This window comes from Spirochaeta dissipatitropha (assembly GCF_054657935.1).
Map to the genome: position 1 here is coordinate 81102 of NZ_BAAHXT010000010.1, position 20981 is coordinate 102082.

Genomic DNA, 20981 nt, shown 5'->3' on the forward strand with positions numbered 1-20981 from the left:
AACAGGACCCGCAAACAAAAAAGGGGCATACGCCCCTTTTTTTTTGTTCATAGAACTGCTATTATCTCGCGGTGAATCCTGTCACCAAATCATCGGAAATTAAAAAACGCATACCTCCATATCTGTTTGACTTTGCCCGGATGTTTACTGATGCAGGGTACGAGGCCGTTCTTGTTGGAGGGGCTGTTCGCGATATTGTTATGGGCACCATTCCCGATGATTTCGATTTTGCCAGTTCTGCCAAACCGGAACAGGTTGCTACGCTGTTCCCGAAAGTCCTCAACACTGGCATTCAGCATGGTACAGTAAGTGTCTTTTTTCACGGCAAATTGATTGAGGTAACCACTTTCAGAATTGACGGGAACTATTCCGATTCACGCAGACCCGACTCGGTATTGTTTACCAGCAATTTGTCTGAAGATCTCTCGAGAAGGGATTTTACCATTAATGCTCTTGCTTTATCCCTTCCTGAGTGCAGACTGATTGATGAAACAGATGGAGTTAATGATATAAGAGAGGGAATTATACGAGCAATCGGTGAGGCGAAAATCCGTTTTCATGAGGATGCACTGAGAATTATCCGAGGCCTTCGTTTTTCCTCACGCCTTGGCTTCCGTATTGATCCAGACACCTCTGCTGCCATGAAATCATGTTCACATCTAATGAATAAGCTCGCTGCAGAACGACTCAGAGTAGAATGGATAAAGCTACTCTCTGGCTCTCAACCCGATCAACCTATAGCCCAACTTATAGAATTAGGACAGACCCATCTGTTCCTCCCCTGTTTGCCAGAAAACACACTCTCAACAACTGTAATTCCGAAAATCTCTGATTTTTCACAGAGCATCTCCGGTCATGATACCTGGTTATGGCGTGCTTCCATTCTCGCCTGGAGGATGTTGCCGGAAGTGAGTCTGAAAGATAATTGTTTTATAGAAAAGTCATTCTTCGAAAGACGCTACACAAAACAGGAATGTAAATCATTAACGAGAATTATTTCAGCAATAGGACAAGAACTGCCAGATGCCAATACCTCTTCGATACGAATGTTTCTGTATGCCGTTTCACCATGTAAATGGGCAGATCTGTACCTGGCAAGAAAAATCCTTGGCACACGGATTCCGGACAGCAGCATTCAGAATCGTATAATCGCTGAGGAAAATGCCGGTGTAATAGCGCATATCAAGGATCTGAGGATTGATGGTGGACGAATCATGAAACTTCTGGACAGGGGATCCGGCCCCTGGCTTGGAAAACTTCTGAACGATATGCTACTGCATGTAGTAATACATCCAGAGGATAATACTCCTCAAAATCTTGAAAAACTTGCAGAATCAATGAGTGCAAATATGAACTAAGGCACAAGCCTTTTCCATTTCCACCTAATGCGGTATCATGCTGTTCATATGCTTTTATTTACATTAAAAAAATGGTTCTTTGATATGTGGGATGCAGTTCTCAAGTTACTTCTTATGAATGTTCTGGGAGCAATAGCCATTATAATTCCGTTGTCAATTCCTGGGTGGCTGGTTAATGCCGGTATGCCGCCATTTGTTGTTGCTCTGTCATTCCCTTTCGGAATCGCTTTGATAATTATATATATCAGCGCTACAACACATGTTGCTTACCTCACAGCTGCCTATAAACCCTGGGGATTTCCGGAATTACTTGAAGGGATACGGCTTCTGTTTCTCCGTACATTGTTTTTTGTTCTGGTGAATATAGCGGTGGGGCTACTCCTGTACAACGCATTACCATTCTACTTCGACATGGAGAACCTTTTTGGTCTGGCGGCCGCGTCAATATTATTCTGGATCGCAATTCTATGGATAATGACCGCACAATATAATCTCCCATTATATTGCGCCATGAAGGATCCATTTCTGAAATCATGGAAGAAAAGCCTCATATTAGCACTTGATAACGTTTTCTTCTCGATCATTCTGGTGATTATGTTAGGCGCGATCATTATTCTGTCAGGATTCACTGCGTACTTGTTCCCGGGTATATTCGGTGTAATTCTGCTTCTTCAGGGAGCAGTAAGGTTACGCCTTCAGAAATACGACTACCTTGAAGAAAATCCCGAGGCAAACAGAAAACGTATTCCATGGAGAGCAGTACTTCATGAAGACCAGCAAAAGGTAGGGAAACGTACACTCAGGAATATGATTTTCCCCTGGAAGGACTGATCCTGTAATAGCAGCCTGCGAAATCATGCAGGCTGCAGAATGAACACAGTCTTAATCTTCGCAGATTTCCGCCATACCGAGCATAGCTGTACGCTTTTTCCAGTCATCCTGTATTCGAGTATCAGCATGCCAGGTCTGAGCAATATACACCATTGGCGTATCGACAAGAGCAACCAGCAGCTTGAGCACATAGGTTGTAATCAGAATCTCTATAAACACTCCACTGCTGAATACACCGTAGAATGCGATAAAGGTAAAGATTATACTATCAATCAACTGGCTGACAGAGGTGCTGGCCAGATTCCTGAACCACAGAGCTTTCCTGGAAGGGTATTTTTTTCTCCAGAGATGGAATGCCCATACATCATGTAGCTGGCTTAGGGTATAAGCAACAAGACTTGCTAATACTATACGTGGTAAAAAAGAAAAAATAGTTTCAAGACTCGATTGACTGAAATCCTCCGCCCCCGGCACAAAAGCAAGCGCAAGATTCATAATAAGCGTAGTAGCAATCAGAGCTATAAAACCTATATATACGGCGAGTCTGGCTGATTTCTTCCCGTGATTCTCGGAAAGGATATCAGTGACCAGAAAGGTCGTTCCATAAAGAATATTACCGAGAGTTGCACTCACACCGAACAGGTCTACCGCTTTGATTACCTGAATATTTGCCAGAATGACAGCGATTGGAATCCATAACAGAATTCCGATTTGCCCGATCCATCGGTATAACAACATGATTATGCCGAAATTAACGGCCATCATAAGTAGCCAGAGAATCTCATTGTTCATTTACTAATCCTTCTCTATGGAGCTTTTTGCAAAATTACATTTTGCTTGAGAATTCACTACTGATACAAGGAGGAAATTGCACGTAATTTTGCAATTTCCTCTATGATAAAGATAATCCGCTCTCATCCTTGATAGATTGAGGAAGTTTACCTTTAGCTCTCTTCTGGGTCTGGTTGATATAACCCAGAGCATCTGTAGCAACATTCAATGCATGTTCGTGCCAGATAGAGTACAGTTCATTTTTGACTGTATGAGGATAGGGCGCTCCCTCTATTGATGCAATAAGTTTCTTCAAGTATTCAAGTCCCTGATCATCCATACTGTCCTCCCTGCTTATTTATGTTCGAATCCAGCCTGAAATGAAAGTACCTGCTTGTCTGTACTGGTTTTAACATAACCCTCATACAAATCTTCTGTGAGTCGATAATTCATATTCAGGTGATCATTTACAAATGTTTCACCATTAAAATTAATCAGAAACTCGTGAATATGATGTTTTTGAAAGAATTCCATTGGCAAGGCATCCTCGATCCAGTCTATGTATGCCGCATTATTTGTATGATAATTAACATCAAGTTTACTTCGCTCTACCTTCATCTGATATGTATTGCTGAAATCAACGAAATCCTCATTGATTCTGTTGTTGCCGAAGTCAAGTTTTGACGGAGTCTCCTGTATCGCATCCTTGTCAAAAGTATATAATTTATGTTCCAGGGTCTCCGGTCTTCTCGGTCGCTTACTTTTAATATCTATCAGAAGCCAGGCTGAACTAGCAGATATAACCGGGGTATCAGGATCTTCTTCACTGAAAATCTCGAAATCACGCAGGGCAAATAATCTGTCAGTTCTTTTAGGCCAGGTGTGAACGAAGACAAGCTCTCCCATCCGAGGATAATCAGTTATTCGGATATGGAGACGGGAAAGTACCCACCCGAGATTCATATGGTATAAATCATTATATCCGAATCCAAGCTCATCAGCACTTCTCCAGGCCGCAGTCTGTAATATATTTGCGAGACTACCCAAGCGCAGTAAATTACTTACATCTACTTCATTCGGCCGCAATAAGTATTGTTCTATAAAAGGTAATTGCACCATTACTACTATTCTTTCCCCTTGTTCTATTGTATCACTATAGCATGGAAGCTTCCATAGTAAATATCAAGCAAACATCTGCGATGCTTTCGAGAGATGGAATAATTTATGTCTATAAAAATGCGGGTATTCCCATGCAGCCTGATCAATCAGGAGACCAGGATATTTTATCATCAGCTGAACAGGATTTTGGAAAAGGACTTGGGCTTGTTCATCGAATTGATCGAGTTGTAAGCGGCTGTTGTATCCTCTGTAAGAATAAATCTATAACCGCAGACATTTCACAACAATTTCGGGAGGGCACAATACACAAGTTTTACCTGGCCGTTACTGCAGGAGAACCTGAAGAAAAATCCGGTATACTGATTAATACAGTCCAGGAGCGTCAGAACCGGACGTACATCTCTGAAAACGATTCCAAAGGACGGAAAGCCGAGCTCCGCTATGCCCGTATCGGCAGTATAGATCGGTATTCCGTATTCCTCGTAGAGCTTATCACCGGCAGGAAGCACCAGATACGTGCACAGTTAGCTGCAGCCGGTGCCCCCATACTTGGTGATGTCCGCTATGGCGCCAGGCGCAGGATCAGGTACCCTGGCGTTTTTCTGCACGCTTTGCAGCTGCATTTTCATAACCCTCTCGTGAACCAAAAGATTGTACTTAATGCTGAGGTTCCTGATCACCCGGTCTGGAAAGCAAGCCACAAACTGTTGCAGGAGAACATATCAGGACTGAAGGAAAGCCTGCATTGCTTTCGTCAGATACCCGATATCATCGCTGCCTGTAGTTTCACGGATTGAATGCATTGATAACATAGGCAAACCAACATCAATACAAGCAATTTGAGTATGAGAATTAGTAAACGGTCCAATTGTTGATCCAGCCGGTACGTCAGCTCGATTTGCGAGAAACTGCAGAGGAATTTTATTGCTGCTACATATATCTATGAATTCCTGTGCCAGTGGAGCTGTGGTTGCGTATCGATAGCTTGCACTCAGCTTGACTACCGGGCCGCCGTTAAGAACAGGTTTGTACTGCCCATCGTGTTTCTGCGGATAATTAGGATGCACTGCATGCGCACCATCATTGGACACACATCTCGAGAGAGAGATGGCTCTAAAAGGAGCTTCATAATCACCTTTGGATACAGCAAGAGAAATTCTATGAAGAATTCCAGTAAGAAATCCGGAATCAGCACCGAATGAGGTTTTACTTCCGATCTCTTCTACATCAAAAAAAGCAGCCACCTGGGTCGATCGAGTGGGTTCAGCTCCAAGAAAGGCTTTCACATTCGAGTAACAACCAGCAACATTATCGATTTTGCCCGAACTCAGGAGTGATCCATCAAGTCCTCCTGTACTCGCAGGCTGAGGATCAAAAAGATAAAGATCAGCTTCAAGAATATCCTCAGGCTTTACTGTCAATGAATCACGGCTGATTTCTTTCGCGATCAATTCCTTGAGGGTTTCGACTGAATTATTTCCACTGTTTCCGGATAGCAGAACACGCATATTTTCATGAGCATTAAACTTGAATCCATCATTTACCTCACGGTTGAGGTGTATTGCCAGACTGGGAATAATTGCACCTGCATCCGGAAGAGATACCAATGAAACCTCTGTCCTGTCTTCAGAAACACGCCGGACAATTCGACCTGCAATTCCAAGACTTCTATCAAACCAGGTATAAAGCAATGGACTTCCATACACCTCAATTGACAGACAGGAATAACCTGAATCTGGTATGGATTCCGGTGAATGAAGCTTCAATTTAAGAGCAGGACTGTCGGTGTGAGCTCCGACGACCCGGAAGCCTGATTCAGATGGCGGAAGAAGACCTGGTCGAAAGGCTATAACAGCCGACTGATTCCGCACTATATGATAGGTCTGTCCGCTCTTTAACTGCCATGCATCTGATTCTGACAATTGAATGCTTCCTGCATTCTTCAGCATGTCGCTGATAGATTCCTGGACATGAAAAACCGAAACAGCTGAATCCAGAAAATTAGAAAATTCATCTGTTGAAATAGCAAGATTACTGTTAATGCTCATGGAAAATCCTTTCTTTTTTCAGGAAAAATACTGCTTGAAAGAAGCGTACATTTAATAGGCCCATTGTACAGACTCAAACGCGATTCAGTGCGCAGCGCAAATGCTTTGACTGCGTCAGAACTGCCCGTGAGAATATGGATAGTCCAACCGGGAAGCTGATCCTTCAAGCGTAATGAGGCCCTATGATATAATTCTCTGATATCTTCAGTTTTCATTCTTTCATCATAAGGCGGATTTGACAGCACCATTCCCGGCTTTCCGTTTGCCGCTGCCGGTGCCATCAGTTCGCAGGCATCCATTACATCAACCTGGAAAAAATCTTCAGACAAGCCGGCTGCTGCGAAAATTCTAGCTAGGGTTTTACTGGTCTGTCCGACTGATTCTTCGCTGATGTCACTTCCCGCAATATACAGTTCTACAGGACGCTTCTGCAGCAGTGCAGATCTTCGCTCAAAACCCGTATTAGCTGCTGTTACCACGTCTCTCCAGGCTTCAGGCTGTCCGAATGGCAGCATGCCGCTTGAAGGTAAATCCCTGCTGTTCCCCGAGTTCTCTGAAGAATTACCGCTGTACCTGAAAAATCCTGCAGGCATACCACTAAGCCGCATTGCACCTTCTGCCAAAATGGTGCCGGATCCGCAGAAAGGATCAAACAATGTCTGAACAGGAGAATAAGAACAGAATTCGAGCAGTGAAGAAGCGAGAACTTCATTCAGAGGTGCTTCATGTACAGATTCTCTGTATTTTCGTTTATAAAGACTCCCCTGTCCGAAATCAAGCGAGAGTACTGACAATGCAGACTGGGTCAAAAAAAGATTAATCCGGATGTCCGGATCGGCGGTATCAACATCAGGGCGTGCTCTTGTTCTTGTTCTGCACCGGTCGACAATTGCGTCTTTTACAACAAGTGCGGCATAACTGAGTCGATGAAAGGAGTCATGCTTCCCCTGTACATCTACCGAAAAAGTGCTGCCTGTATAAATTATCCGCTCCCAGGGAATTCCGGAAGCCGCCTTATAAAGATCATCCTTATCCAGAATCTTTTTTTTAAGTACTGGTGAAAGTATCCTTATAGCAAGACGGCTTTCGTATAGAAGACGATATGCTGTTGTCCAGTCAGCCGTCCCACTAACTATGCTCCCGTTAATACTGGCATTCTGCAGGCCCAGTGAAACAGCTTCACGCTCAAGCAAGGCTGAAAACTGCGGAAGAGGAACAATATGCAGGGGGAAATATGTGGAATTACTCTCGTATATATTCATTTAACATCCAATACCAGATCTTACTGCAGGATAATAAAGGTGTAAACCGATAGTACTAAAAGCAGGAACACTCCGTGCAGCTTACCGAAACTCCTTGATTTTGCAAGAAATATCCATAGAAAAATACTGATAAAGAACATGACGGCTATATCAAAGCTGAAAGCACCTTCAACAGCCGTAAGAGGTCTGACTATGGCAGCAATACCAAGAACCCCCAGGGTATTGAAAATATTGCTTCCGATAATATTACCAAGCGAAATATCGCTTTCCTTACGGGTCAATGCTACAATACTGGTAATCAGCTCAGGGAGACTGGTGGAGAATGCTACAACTGTTACACCGATAACTCTTTCTGAAATCAGGAACACTTCAGAAGCATACCATACAGCTCCCTTCAGTAAAAAATCACCGCCGAAGCCAAGAAGCAGGATTCCCGTCAGAAAAAAGAAAATAATACCAGACCAGGACTGAGAAAAATGCACAGATTTCAGAATCTCCTCGGTCTCGACAGCATGCTCAGCAGGTCGTTCTGCGAGAGACTCCATTCGATAAAGCTTTACTATGTATACACCAAGACAAGACAGAAGGAAGAATCCTTCAATCCGATTCAATCCCGATATTATGAGAGGCCATGAGAAATCGCTTAAAAACAGAAGCAGCAGTACATAGCCGGATATCATAATCGGAAAGTCAAAACGTAATAGTTGACGGTGTGCTTTAAGTGGCATAAACAGAGACAACAGACCGATAACCAATGCAATATTCAGGATGTTACTGCCGAAGACGTTTCCAACAGCCACTGAAGGAAATCCCCTGACAGCAGAAACAACACTCACGACCATCTCAGGTGCGGAAGTACCAAAGGCTACAACAGTCAAGCCAACAATCAATGGAGAAATTTTGAGTCTGGCTGCACCGGCGACTGCACTGCGCACGAGGTATTCTGCTCCGAAATACAACGAAAGCAGGCCTCCAAGAATCAACAGGGAGTTCAGAATTATTTCAGTCATCGGGCCTCCATTTATACATCAGGAGCATACTACATTTTTACTGTCCGGGCAAAAAAAAACCGTAGTGATAATGATAATCACTACGGCAGTATATGGGCGAAGAGGGACTTGAACCCCCGACATCCTGCTTGTAAGGCAGGCGCTCTTCCAGCTGAGCTATTCACCCCAACGAGTACGGAATCTATCACGCGTATTGATTTGCGTCAATAACTTTCACAATTTTTTTGACCTTTTCTTTTTCCGGACATGTATGATATTATCCGCCTACGGAGACGATTTATGAAGATGCGCAACATTGGAATTATGGCTCATATAGATGCCGGTAAAACTACCACTACTGAACGAATACTCTTTTACACCGGAAAAAGCCACAGGCTCGGATCCGTAGACGACGGTACCGCAACCATGGACTGGATGACCCAGGAACAAAACCGGGGCATTACAATAACCAGTGCTGCTACAACATGTTTCTGGAATGACCATCAGATTAATATTATTGATACACCTGGCCATGTTGACTTCACGGCAGAAGTTGAACGCAGTTTGCGGGTGCTCGATGGTGCGGTTGCGATTTTTTGTGCTGTTGGCGGTGTAGAACCTCAGTCGGAAACAGTCTGGCATCAGGCCGATACATATCATGTACCCAGAGTCGCATATATAAATAAACTTGACCGGACAGGAGCTGACTTTCAGGCTGTTCTTGAGGAAATGCGTAGTAAATTACAGGCAGATCCTATTGTACTTCAGCTGCCTATCGGGAAAGAAAGCAGCTTCGAAGGCGTAATCGATGTAATTTCACAGCAGGAGATGCATTGGGATTCAGTAGAAGGTGGCAAGGAAATCCGTTATGAGGCAATTAGACCAGAGCTCCAGAAGTTGACAGCTGAAGCGCATGAACTGCTTATGGATTGTGTGACCGCATATAATGAGGAATTGACAGAAAAATACCTGGAAACTGGAGAGCTTGATCAGGATGAGATCCGTCAGGAGCTCCGTCGGCTGACTATCAACCGCCAGGCCGTACCAGTCCTATGTGGAGCCTCTCTGCGAAACATCGGTGTCCAGCCGCTTTTAAATGCTATCGTGGATTATCTACCTGCACCTGAGGATATGCCTGATATGAAGGGGCATCACAAGAAAAAGGATTCAGAGATTGACGTTCCTCATGATCCCGAAGGAAACCCTCTGGCACTTGTGTTTAAACTGCAATCGGATAGAGAAGCTGGAATTCTATCATTTATCCGTGTTTATTCGGGTAAAATAGAAAAAGGGAAGGCATATACCAATATAGACAAAGGCAAGAAAGAACGAATCCATCGGCTGCTCCGGATGCACGCAAACCGTTCTGAGGCGGTAGAGGCTCTGCATGCAGGAGAAATCGGTGTTGCTGTAGGACTGAAATTTTCACAGACAGGTGATACAATCGGCAGTGAAGGATTTCCGGTCATTCTTGAACCAATGCACTTCCCCGAACCGGTGATCTCCATTGCGATAGAGCCGAAAACCATGGGTGATAGAGAAAAACTGAAGGATGTAATGGCACAACTTCAGCGCGAAGATCCGACCTTTTTCTATCGGGAGGATAATGACACGGGTCAGATGATAATCTCAGGAATGGGAGAACTGCACCTTGATGTCATGGTTACCCGTATGAAAGATGATTATGGAGTTGATGCTCGAGTTGGGAATCCACAGGTAACCTATAGAGAATCAATCACAGAGACCATAGTTCATCGAGAAGTATTTGACAGAACCATTGGAGGCAAGGAAAGCTATGCAGCCATCAGCATAGAATTAAAACCACTCTCTCGCGGCAGTGGAAATACCTATACTTGCACGGTTCATAATAACGAGATTCCAAAAGAAATTTACGCTGCTGTTGCCGAAGGAATAAACGGGGCATTTGCCGGTGGTATACTTATGGGATATCCCATGATTGATGTCGGAGTCACTGTAAATGAAATTGATTACGATCCTGAACGATCAACCATCTTTGCATTTGAAGCAGCTGCAGCTACCGGTCTGGATAATGCAGCCAGAAATGCAGGCCCGCATCTGCTTGAACCGATTATGAAAATGGATGTCATGGTACCATCCGATTTCATGGGCGAAGTAATCAGCAGTCTTACCATGAGGTCAGGAATTATCAGCAGTGTTGATTCCCGCGGAGCAATTGAACATATTCGAGCCCAGGCTCCGCTCCGAAAACTATTTGGATATACAACGAGTTTACGAAGCACCACACAAGGGCGAGGAGTCTTTGCCATGGAATTCAGTCATTTTGAAAAGAAAACTCTTGATTAAAAAGACGATTTAGCAGAGATTCTGACTATTTTCTTGACAGCCCCCCAAAAGCATACCTAAGATGGTGTAACTACCCCATCAACGAGGAGAAAAGGTATGAGCTATAAGACCGATATGATACGCAACATTGCAGTTGTAGGTCACGGGGGAACAGGCAAAACATCCTTTGTGGAACAACTCCTGTATATCGATGGCCTCATCGATTCACCAGCCACTGTTGAATCAGGAAAGACAGTAAGTGACTATACCGAAGAGGAAATCCAGCATGGTATTTCCATTCATACGTCAATTACACACATTTTCTGGCAGGATTACAAAATCAACCTGCTTGACACTCCAGGTGCAGCTGATTTCGCCGGAGAGGTCGTAGCATCTTTTCGGGCCGCGGAATCGGCATTGATAACAGTTGGTGCCAAATCCGGTGTAGAGATTGAAACCATAAAACTATGGCGTCGTCTGAATCAGAGAAATATGTCCCGCATGATTTTTGTTAACAAAATGGACAAAGACGGGGCGAATTTCCAGAATACCATGGAAGATCTTCAGAGTCGATTTGACAAAACCTTTATTCCAGTTGTGATTCCTATGGGTCAGGGAGACAGTTACAAAGGCGTCATTAACCTGATTAACATGAAAGCATATCCTGTACCAGCAGACGGAAAGTCTGAGATAGCCCAGGACATACCAGCGGAGTACAAAGAAGTCGTCGAGGAGTATCACCGCAACCTCGTTGAATATGCCGCTGAAGGGGACGATGATCTTCTGCAGAAATATCTGGAAACAGAAGACCTTACCATGGAAGAAGTTCGTTACGGCCTAACTGAAGGTTTACGGACCAATCGGCTTGTTCCGGTTCTCTGCGGCTCAGCAATTCATGGCTCGGGCTTTGAACCATTTCTGGATTTCCTGTCCATAGCAGCCCCGGCCCCAACCGGGATTGATGAGCGAGGGCTTGATGAAAATGAGCAGGAGTACCCTGTCAAGATTGACCCGGAAGGACCAATCAGCTGCCTTAATTTCAAGACAATTATTGATCAGTTCTCCGGGAAGCTATCTTACGTGAAGGTTGTAACCGGAATCCTTAAACAAGACATGGAAATTTTTAACTACAGGGAAAACCGCAAGGAAAAGATTTCGAAACTTTATATTGCACAAGGTAAAAATCTCGAGGAGGTTGATGCCCTGAGTGCTGGTGATATCGGAGTTCTGGCAAAAATTGAATCTGCACATACAAATGATTCTTTCTGCGATCCTTCAAATGTGCGGCATTATGTACCTCTGCAGTTACCCCAACCGACCTACTCTGCAGCTATTGAAGCTGACAACAAGCAGGAAATGGACAAGCTCACCCAACTGCTGCATAAGGCAGCAGAAGAAGACAAAACATTTGCAATTGATTTCAATCCCGAGACAAAAGAGACCGTTATCTCTGGTATGGGAGAACTGCATTTCAATATTACTTTTGAGCGTGCTTTGAGAAAGAGCAAGATCGGCTACACCACTAAAAGTCCAAAGGTTGCATATAGAGAAACAATTACGAAAGCCTCTGGATCAGAATACACCCATAAGAAACAGTCCGGTGGCCACGGTCAATATGCTCGGGTTAATCTTGAAATAAAGCCGCTGCCAAGAGGTGAAAATTTTAAATTTGTAAATGCCATTCATGGCGGATCAATTTCTAAAGGATATCTTCCAGGTGTCGAGAAAGGGGTGCTTGAAGGAATGGAGCACGGTGTACTTGCCGGCTACCCCGTAGTAGATATCGAAGCTACCGTTGTAGACGGCAAGGAACATCCAGTAGATTCCTCTGAAATGGCCTTCAAAATTGCAGCCCGTGGTGCATTGAAGGAAGCTATGAAGACAGCAGGCAGCATTATACTCGAACCAATAATGGATCTGCAGGTTTTCATTGAAGATCAGTATCTCGGAGATGTACTGTCCGACCTCAGTTCAAAGCGGGGGCGTGTTCAAGGTCAGGAAAATCTTGGCGGCGGGATCGTTGAAGTCGATGCCAAAGTTCCACAATCAGAATTGCTGAAATATTCCATGGATCTGCGATCGATAACCTCCGGAACAGGAGCATTCGAACTCAGCTTCAGTCATTATGACCACCTTACCGGCAGGCAGCTTGACGAAGTCATTGCAGCTGCCCAAGCTGAGGAATAGGAATGATAAGGCAGCTGCAGAATAGCAGCTGCCTTTTTTTTATTTCCTTCTGGAAAAAAACAACTCTCTTATCTGGTGCTCTTTAGCAAGCCCTTTTGCCTCGAACGCTGTATTCGGACGCCAGGGTATAGGTGCATGAAATCCATCTGCATTATTCTTCAGTAAAGGTTCGGCGGATAGTACATCCAGCATCTGCAGGGCATAATCCTCCCAGTCAGTTACTGCATACAGATACCCCCCCGGTTTTAATCTTGATGAAGCGAGCGCTACAAATTCCTGCTGTATAAGTCTGCGTTTATGATGTCGTTTTTTTGGCCACGGATCCGGAAAGAACACATGAATTCCATCGAGAGACTGGGCAGGTATCATGTTCTGAAATACTTCAACGGCATCATGATTGATTATTCTGACATTGTTTATTTGTCGATCATCAAGAGCTCTGACCAGCTTGCCAACGCCAGGCTTATGTACCTCAATGCCTACAAAAAAAGTTTCAGGGCGGGAAGCAGCAATCTCATGTGTCGCGTCTCCCATGCCGAATCCTATTTCCACAACTATTGATTCAGGACTTCCACAGATAAGGGAAAGATCTGCATCCGTATCGGAATATTCAATACGGTACCTGGGAAATGTCTGATCGTAATGAGTACGCTGACTTTCACTCATCCTGGCCTGACGAATTACATAACTCTTAATATGCATGCCAGGAGAATACCCCGAACAATCAGATTATGTACATGGGATCAGTTGTTCCCGCCAAGATAAGTTTCGACCTCATGTATTGTTTTCATTGCGAGAAGCCGTGAAACCAGCCGTCTGGATTCGCGAATAGTCAATTTACTCACCAGATCCTTTACCATGGGAATCTGACGCGGTTCTACACTGAATTTGCGAATTCCAATACCAAGAAAAAAAGGAATCATCCATGGATCAGCTCCGGCACCGCCGCAGACAGAGACGGTAGAGATTCGATTGCCCACTCCATCGGCTATTCTTTTCAGAGTGCGGAGAACCGATGGATGATGAGATTTATGAAGATCCTGGACAAGTTCGTTTGTACGATCCGCGGCCAGTAAATACATGACCAGATCATTTGTTCCAATTGACAGGAAATCAGTACAGGCAGCAATATCGCTTATGAGATCCACAGCTGAAGGCACCTCAATCATGGCACCAACTTTAGGGGATGGATTATGTTCGATTCCTTCCTCTGATAACTCATCGATCGCATCATTCAGAATGGAACGAGCCTGTAATAACTCATCCAGACTGGAAATCATCGGGAATAAAATGCCCAGTTTACGCTTGTAACCTGCTCGGAGCATCGCCCGCAGCTGTTCACGAAAAATATCGGCATGACCAAAGCTGAAACGTATACCCCGGAATCCAAGAAAGGGATTGGGGTCTATAACGGCATTCTCGGTGTAGCTCAGTTGCTTGTCTCCACCAATATCAAGTGTGCGGAGTACCACTTCCTGGTCCTTCATCGGATCAAGAATTCTCTGATAAATTGAAAGCTGTTCTTCTTCTGACGGAAAATTATTGCGGATAATAAAGGGGAATTCGCTTCTGTAGAGCCCGACTCCCTCACTGTTGTACTGAAGAGCTGGAGTTACATCGTTTATCAAATTGATATTGGCCTGTACAATTACCCGCTGGTGATCGATAGTATAAGTCTGGGCTGGTATATCCCTTGATTCCTGTTCTGAATGAAGAAGTCCATAATGCAGCCTCTGAAATTTCTTTACAATATCTTCGGTGGGATTAAGGTAGATGTTACCTTCAAAGCCATCCAGAATCAATTCAGTACCATTAGGTATATCCAACGCATCGGAATTCTTGCAAATAACAAGCGGCATGCCGAGTGATCGGGCGAGAATCGACACATGTGATGTGATCCCTGATGAAACAAGCAGCACACCTTCAGCACTCTGAGCCCTAAGCTTTACAAGCTCTGATGGATAAATATCTGACGCAACTACAACATGATCAGCATAGGAACCGCTTTCAGCATGGTCATCCAGCAAGTTATGGAGCAGCCGATAACCAAGATCCTGAACATCCTGTACCTTTTCCTGTACACTCGCATTACTTGATCCGGAAAAAATACTGACATATTGCTCTACAACTTCAATAATGGCATCTGAAGCCGTTCGTCCACCCTCAATCATTTTACGCATTCTACCGGTAAATTCACTATCCTGTAGCATCAAGAGATGAGAATCAAAAATCAGGCTTGCGACATCGCTAAGTGCCCTCGTTACCTCACGCTGAAGATCCTCAAGCTGCGTAAGCGTCTGCTGAAGAGATCGATCAAAATCCTCGAGAGTGTCACGCCTGGCTTTTGCCTTGTCGACAATACTCTGAAATAATTCTTCACGGTGTCCAAGTACAACAGCTGATCCGAATGCGATACCCTCCGAAGTCGGCACACCTTTAAGTCGGCTGAAACCACCAGGATCTCTTTTATCCTGGACTATGCCCTGCTCATGAATTTTCATAAGTAATTCAGCATTTTCAAGAGTAGCAGCAAGTTGACTGGCAATAGCACGTAATGCTTTGGAATCATGCTGGGTAAAATAATCAGGTTTTGAATGCTGTAGAACGATGACCCCGATTCTCTTCAGCGATCGCCTGATCGGCACAGCCAGAAATGCACTGAAATTCTCTTCATGTACATGAGGAATTGACTTATAAAAAGGATTTGAAGGTGCATGGCCAACCCGAATCGGACGGAGTTCCTTCAGAGCAACACCTGAAAGTCCTTCACCGATCCGCATGCGGACATCCTTGCTCTCATCGATCACGAGACCACGGGTAGCGCGAAGGATCAGTTCCTGACTGTCTTCGTCAAAGAGATATATAGAGCAGACATCGGAGTCCATATGCTGAGCAACCAGATCAACTACATTCTGGAGAAAGCCGCTGACCGAGGTTCTTTTCTCGAATAATCCAGACAATTCAGCGATGGAGCAGACGAGGTCAATGTTGTTCTTTCGTTGTACAGCCATATAGCGCCTATTATAACAGAGATGATAGCTTACCGCGAATAAATTCTGATTTTTCTTTCAGACCAATACTTTCTGTACTGAGAATCAGATTTTGCGGGTTTGCTGGATCAAGCTTGATGCTGCCCCCGCCGAGCCTTATTGCTTCCAGTACTTTGTTTACGTCTATATGTGCAATTTTCTCAAAGGTGACACTGGCTTTACCCCGCCTTTCCTTCAGACTGGAAACATTCAGGGAGTAGCACAGAATCCTGATTTCTGCCAACGAAAGCAGACTTTGAACTTCATCCGGGAGCGGACCAAAGCGGTCTTCCAGCTCGGCGGATACAAGGACCAACTCGGCATCATGATTAATTGAAGCTATTTTTTTATAGACATCCATTTTTTCCATAGGATCACTGATATAGGAATAGGGAATAAATCCACTGTATTCAAGTTCCAGATAAACTTCCTGATTCTCAATGTATTCCCCATCAGCCTGACGGCGCTGTATCGCTTCATCCAGCAAACGAAGATACAGGTCGAAGCCAACCGAAAGTATGTCGCCGCTTTGCTGCGGTCCAAGCAGGTTTCCTGCCCCCCTGACCTCCAGATCTTTCATGGCGACCTTAAAACCAGAACCTAATTCGGTATGATCGGAGATAACCTGAAGACGGCGCATGGCGATTTCACTCAAGGCTCGATCCTCAGGATACAAAAGAAATGCATATGCCGCTCGATCAGAGCGGCCTACCCGGCCACGCAGCTGGTATAGCTGACTGATACCGAAATTATCCGCACGGTCGATTATAATTGTATTAACATTTGGAATATCTATCCCGTTTTCGATAATAGTGGTTGCAACGAGAACCTGAAAAGCACCATGAATAAATCGGTGCATGATATCTTCAAGCTCATGTGATGACATCTTTCCATGAGCCGTGTCGACCATGACCTCGGGAACCAGCTCTTCGATAAAAGAGCGTATATAATCAAGCGTCTCCACCCTGTTATGCAGAAAGAATACCTGGCCACCCCGCTGGATTTCCCGCCGGATTGCACCAGCAACTACATCCTCATTGAACTCCCTGATCACTGTCTCGATGGGCATCCTGTTTGTCGGAGGAGTCTTCAGAACAGACATGTCCCGGATTTTCAGCAAACTCATATGCAGTGTTCGGGGTATCGGAGTAGCAGAAAGCGTAAGGCTGTCGACACTTGTCTTGAGCTCCTTGAGCCGTTCCTTATGCTTGACCCCAAAACGCTGTTCCTCATCGACAACCACCAGTCCGAGATTCTTGAAAATCACATCCTTTGAAAGGATTCTGTGAGTACCTATTATAAGATCAATACTCCCATCAGTAATTCCTTTGAGAACCTTCTTCTGCTCAGCCGCGCTGACAAAACGTGACAGCATACCACTGCGTATCGGAAATCTTGCCAGACGCTCCTGCAGATTTTCGAAATGCTGTTCTGCGAGAATAGTAGTTGGCGCAAGGATAGCCACCTGCTTACCCGCACTGACAGCTTTAAAGGCTGCGCGCAATGCAATCTCGGTTTTTCCGAAACCGACGTCACCACAGACCAGCCGGTCCATAGGGAAAGGCTGCTCCATATCGGCTTTAACCTCTTCAATACAACGGAGTTGATCTACTGTCTCTTCATATGGAAAAGATGCTTCAAACTCAAGCTGCCAGTCTGTATCGGGCGGGAAGGCAAAGCCCCTCACCTGCTTGCGTTTTGAGTATAGATCCACCAGGCTGTCAGCAAGGTCTTCAACGCTTGCCTTGACCTTATTTTTTCTGTTTTCCCAGGATTTTCCACCTATTTTATCAAGTTTCGGACTGCCCCCCTGTTGTCCTATGTAGCGTTGAATTAGATTCACCTGTTCTATCGGAATATAGATGAATTCATCCCCGGCATATTCAAGGTGGATATAATCGCGTTCATTCCCGGCTGCCTTAATCCGCTGTATACCCTTGAACAAACCGATACCGTAATTCACATGTACAACAGGATCACCTGGTTCCAATTCCACGAAGGTTTCAATTTTCTGGGAAGCTGCTTTCTGAACACTTGCCGGTGGGCGCTTTCTTCGTCCGAATATCTCGTTTTCCTGAAGCACCACCAACTTTGCATCAGGAAGTGTGAATCCTGATTGAAGGGTCTGAGCAATTACTTCAACCGGATAATCTGCAAGCATATGCTGCAATCGCATGGCTTGAGGTTCTGAATCGGCAGTCAGCAGTATTCGGTAGGAATTTTCAGCGTATTTGCTGATTTCCTCTTTCAAAAACTCGATATTCCCGAAAAAAGATCTCGGACCATCGTAGCTCAATTTGAGATCGACTTTGGTATTTGCAGTCAGTAAAATACATTGCACCTGTCTTTTCAGAGAAGCACTCGAATCTGAAAGAGGTATCAGAATATTTTCCGGCAAAGGAAACCGGCCTTCGGTTCGGGTCTTACGATGTAGACTGTCATATTCCTTCTCAACACCTTCGGCAGCACTGTAAAGGCGTTCGTATTCAGAGAATAGGACAAGGGTTGAATCGTCTGCATAATCCAGCACACTGCCGGGTCTTGAAAAAGACAATGGATAATACACATGCTCACGCTCATGAGCCCTTGTTTCTCTTAAATGATCGAGTAGCTTTTCACCATTATCCGGAAATTCCAGCAGGCCGGTCAGCTTCTGCTGGAGGACATCTAATCTTTCATCATCCCAGATAATCTCTGAGACTGGATAAAAGCTTGTTCGTGAAATCTTACCGGTTGATGTCTGTGTAGAAGGATCAAACTCCCTGATTGCTTCTAGTTTATCGAATTCAAAAACCAGTCTTATTGCATTTTCAGCTCCGGGAGGAAACACATCCAGCACCTCACCACGCAGTGCATATTCGCCCCGGAGAGAGACCCTGTTTACCCGCGAGTACCCAAAAGAGGAAAGCACTCCTGATACACGCTGAGGATCAAATTCCTGACCGGTTTCAAGGGTATACATGTGTTCTTTGATCCAGGCTGCGGGAGGTACATGCGTCAGTGCTGCCCGAACAGAAACAACACATACACCGGGGCGTTTTTCTGCTTGTGCCAGAGAAACCAGTGTTCTCATTCTCTTGCCGTGAATACTGGAATTAGCGGGAACTGGATGATACGGCATAGTGCCAAAACAGGGAAATCCGGTTGCTGCAACACCCAGGACTTCAAGATCACGTACCATATCATCAACCTCGCGCTCGGAGGGTACAAGCACCATTATTGATTGATGTTTATGAAGAACCAGTCGCGCAAGCACGAAGGTAAGAAGGCTTCCCTGCAGTCCCCCGGCCTTGACCGGCCAGTTCTGCCCGTTTAGAGTGGAATCAAGCTCAAAAAGCTCTCGTGATTTTTTTAACTGTTGACTCAGGATATCAAACAATAAGGTTTTCATAGTATACATCCGACAATTAGGTTATTGATATGCGCAGAAAAATAATAATATGGATGGTACCATGAATAGATACGCTATTTACAGAGCTGCAGGGATTTTTTTATGTATCGTATACGGCTCTATTGCCGGACAAAATCTCGCTGCCCTGGAACTACAGATTCGCTATTATGATCAACAGCTATATACAATCGACAGCAGAGTGTATATCAGGCTCAGCATTAACAACACCAGCCCGGAAAGTAAAAGCTTCCGCCTGGCCGAGCATCGGCAATTCAGTGTTGATTTTGACATCCGTACCGATGAGAATATTGCACTGAATCCATCAAGAAGGTATCTGGACATACAGACAGGCAACCGCCCGATATTTTATCGGGAAATTCATCTGGAACCCGGTGAGGAGTTTGCATTTGTTGAAGAGCTTAATCATTACTCCGAAATCAACAATGCTGGAATGTATACCATACAGGCGCATTTCAATCCCGGTATAGGCTCAGCAGCAGATGGAAGGAATAACAGGATTTCATCCAACAGACTGAATCTGTCCATTCGACCGGCAATGTCACAAATTGAAACTGCTCTTATGGAGGCTGAGGAGGAAATCAGAATTGCCTTGCTCAAACAGGATCTTCCTCCAGATCAAACAGTGCGCTATGTTATAGAATCCCGGCAGAGGGAACAGTGGGAACGTTTTTTTCTGTATCTGGATGTGGAACGAATCATGTTGCGAAACCCGAACCTTGCGCGTCAATTCCGGAACTCAAACCCCAATGAGCGGAGGGAAATGGTTGAAACCTACCGTAAACTTATGCAGCAGCAGGAAACTGACGACGAAATACTGCAAATTCCCCAGAGTTTTACTATAATGCAGACAGAATATACCCCTACTGATGGTAGTGTGACAGTACGCAGTTTTTTCCGGTATCCGGGATATACTGAAGTAAGAGAGTATATATATTATCTACAGCGGGAAAATGGCTATTGGCAGATCTATGATTATGCGGTAAGAAACCTGGGAACATCAGAGTAACGGTAAAAATGAGAATAATGCTGCTCACAAGACAAGAACATCACCGGTCGATAGCCGAAAAATTTGGGCAGATAGCTGATGTATTTATATATGATGATGCTATCAAGGCATTAAGTAACATACCCGAACTTCGTCCAGACATACACATAGTGTCGATTCATGATTTTCCACGGCATTGGAAACCACTCCAGATTATTACCGAGCAGCAGAATACTGATTCACTCTTCTATCTACTCGCGGATGCCCCGGTACATCGATCTGAACTGAAAAAAATACAGGCAATGAACATTGCAGGCTTAATAGAATCCGAAGACGACGGAAATTTCTCCAATAATCCTGTATACACCCAGTTAATAGAGCTTATTGAAAAAAATAACGATGCGGACAACCTTATACAAAGAACTGTTGAAAAAAAATCGGAAAGCTATAAGTGTACTGCCCTGGTCTCGGTACCGGGACTGATCAGACTCCTTCCATGTGAACTCGAAATCTCGGGTAAAAGTGCTCGTGTTCTGACTGGTTCAGATTGTCAGGAATTACTAAAAAAAAATCAGCTGCTGTCTATATCGTGGGAACAAGACGGAAGCGTGTTTCAAAGCCGCGCACTGGTCGATTCAGGTGAAAAGCAGCTGCTTTCCTTGCTGTGAAATAATCAGAAACGGTAG

The 20981-nt window shown here is 44.6% G+C and carries 16 protein-coding genes and 1 tRNA gene; 7 read left to right on the forward strand and 10 right to left on the reverse strand.

Translation table 11 applies throughout. The features are described from left to right. The first annotated feature begins 71 nt into the window (after positions 1-71). Positions 72-1358, forward strand: a complete 1287-nt coding sequence (locus ACYQ2L_RS12560) for a CCA tRNA nucleotidyltransferase (RefSeq protein ID WP_460056221.1) — start codon at positions 72-74, stop codon at positions 1356-1358. Positions 1359-1406: 48 nt separating this feature from the next. After that, on the forward strand, positions 1407-2189 hold the full coding sequence (locus tag ACYQ2L_RS12565; protein ID WP_460056224.1) for a hypothetical protein: 783 nt from the start codon (positions 1407-1409) through the stop codon (positions 2187-2189). A gap of 51 nt (positions 2190-2240) precedes the next feature. Here the strand turns inward: ACYQ2L_RS12565 and ACYQ2L_RS12570 are convergent, their stop codons facing one another. From ACYQ2L_RS12570 to ACYQ2L_RS12580, 3 genes are all read right to left on the reverse strand, one after another. Next, the gene (locus ACYQ2L_RS12570) at positions 2241-2981 is read right to left on the reverse strand and encodes a queuosine precursor transporter (RefSeq protein ID WP_460056227.1); all 741 of its coding nucleotides are present in this window, start codon (positions 2979-2981) and stop codon (positions 2241-2243) included. Between the two features lie 100 nt (positions 2982-3081). Further along, the gene (locus ACYQ2L_RS12575) at positions 3082-3300 is read right to left on the reverse strand and encodes a hypothetical protein (protein WP_460056230.1); all 219 of its coding nucleotides are present in this window, start codon (positions 3298-3300) and stop codon (positions 3082-3084) included. 14 nt (positions 3301-3314) lie between these two features. Then, entirely contained in the window at positions 3315-4079 is a 765-nt protein-coding gene (locus ACYQ2L_RS12580) for an acyl-[acyl-carrier-protein] thioesterase (protein ID WP_460056233.1), read from the reverse strand. A 41-nt stretch (positions 4080-4120) separates the two neighbouring features. Between ACYQ2L_RS12580 and ACYQ2L_RS12585 the strand changes: the two genes are divergently transcribed. Next, positions 4121-4876 carry an RluA family pseudouridine synthase gene (locus tag ACYQ2L_RS12585; protein WP_460056239.1) on the forward strand — a complete coding sequence of 252 codons (756 nt, stop codon included), beginning with the start codon at positions 4121-4123 and terminating at the stop codon, positions 4874-4876. On the opposite strand, the gene ACYQ2L_RS12590 is transcribed toward ACYQ2L_RS12585, so the two are convergent. The 4 genes from ACYQ2L_RS12590 to ACYQ2L_RS12605 all read right to left on the reverse strand — a co-directional run bounded on the left by ACYQ2L_RS12590 (position 4802) and on the right by ACYQ2L_RS12605 (position 8565). Next, positions 4802-6127 carry a M18 family aminopeptidase gene (locus ACYQ2L_RS12590; protein WP_460056249.1) on the reverse strand — a complete coding sequence of 442 codons (1326 nt, stop codon included), beginning with the start codon at positions 6125-6127 and terminating at the stop codon, positions 4802-4804. The genes ACYQ2L_RS12585 and ACYQ2L_RS12590 overlap by 75 nt on opposite strands. Beyond that, positions 6124-7389 carry a THUMP domain-containing class I SAM-dependent RNA methyltransferase gene (locus ACYQ2L_RS12595; RefSeq protein ID WP_460056251.1) on the reverse strand — a complete coding sequence of 422 codons (1266 nt, stop codon included), beginning with the start codon at positions 7387-7389 and terminating at the stop codon, positions 6124-6126. Before ACYQ2L_RS12595 ends, ACYQ2L_RS12590 begins: the two co-directional genes overlap by 4 nt. A 20-nt stretch (positions 7390-7409) precedes the next feature. Continuing rightward, positions 7410-8399 (reverse strand): calcium/sodium antiporter, encoded by a 990-nt coding sequence (locus tag ACYQ2L_RS12600; RefSeq protein ID WP_460056253.1) that lies wholly within the window; start codon positions 8397-8399, stop codon positions 7410-7412. Positions 8400-8492: 93 nt separating this feature from the next. Next, positions 8493-8565: transfer RNA gene (locus ACYQ2L_RS12605), tRNA-Val, on the reverse strand. A 113-nt stretch (positions 8566-8678) separates the two neighbouring features. On the opposite strand from ACYQ2L_RS12605, the gene fusA (ACYQ2L_RS12610) reads away from it, so the two are divergent. Both fusA (ACYQ2L_RS12610) and fusA (ACYQ2L_RS12615) read left to right on the forward strand, forming a co-directional pair. Further along, entirely contained in the window at positions 8679-10703 is a 2025-nt protein-coding gene (gene fusA, locus ACYQ2L_RS12610) for an elongation factor G (protein ID WP_460056255.1), read from the forward strand. Between the two features lie 96 nt (positions 10704-10799). Next, positions 10800-12869, forward strand: a complete 2070-nt coding sequence (fusA, locus tag ACYQ2L_RS12615) for an elongation factor G (RefSeq protein WP_460056257.1) — start codon at positions 10800-10802, stop codon at positions 12867-12869. A 39-nt stretch (positions 12870-12908) separates the two neighbouring features. Here the strand turns inward: fusA (ACYQ2L_RS12615) and trmB are convergent, their stop codons facing one another. From trmB to mfd, 3 genes are read right to left on the reverse strand one after another with little or no spacing between them, the layout of a single operon-like run. Further along, positions 12909-13571, reverse strand: a complete 663-nt coding sequence (gene trmB, locus ACYQ2L_RS12620) for a tRNA (guanosine(46)-N7)-methyltransferase TrmB (protein ID WP_460056259.1) — start codon at positions 13569-13571, stop codon at positions 12909-12911. Positions 13572-13612: 41 nt separating this feature from the next. Further along, positions 13613-15880, reverse strand: a complete 2268-nt coding sequence (gene ptsP, locus ACYQ2L_RS12625; protein WP_460056262.1) for a phosphoenolpyruvate--protein phosphotransferase — start codon at positions 15878-15880, stop codon at positions 13613-13615. 10 nt (positions 15881-15890) lie between these two features. Next, the gene (mfd, locus tag ACYQ2L_RS12630; protein WP_460056264.1) at positions 15891-19289 is read right to left on the reverse strand and encodes a transcription-repair coupling factor; all 3399 of its coding nucleotides are present in this window, start codon (positions 19287-19289) and stop codon (positions 15891-15893) included. Between the two features lie 61 nt (positions 19290-19350). Here mfd and ACYQ2L_RS12635 point away from each other — a divergent pair, with 61 nt between their 5' ends. Further along, complete coding sequence (locus tag ACYQ2L_RS12635) at positions 19351-20316, forward strand: hypothetical protein (protein ID WP_460056267.1); 966 nt, start codon at positions 19351-19353, stop codon at positions 20314-20316. A 17-nt stretch (positions 20317-20333) separates the two neighbouring features. Then, the gene (locus ACYQ2L_RS12640; protein ID WP_460056269.1) at positions 20334-20963 is read left to right on the forward strand and encodes a hypothetical protein; all 630 of its coding nucleotides are present in this window, start codon (positions 20334-20336) and stop codon (positions 20961-20963) included. Positions 20964-20981 lie beyond the last annotated feature (18 nt).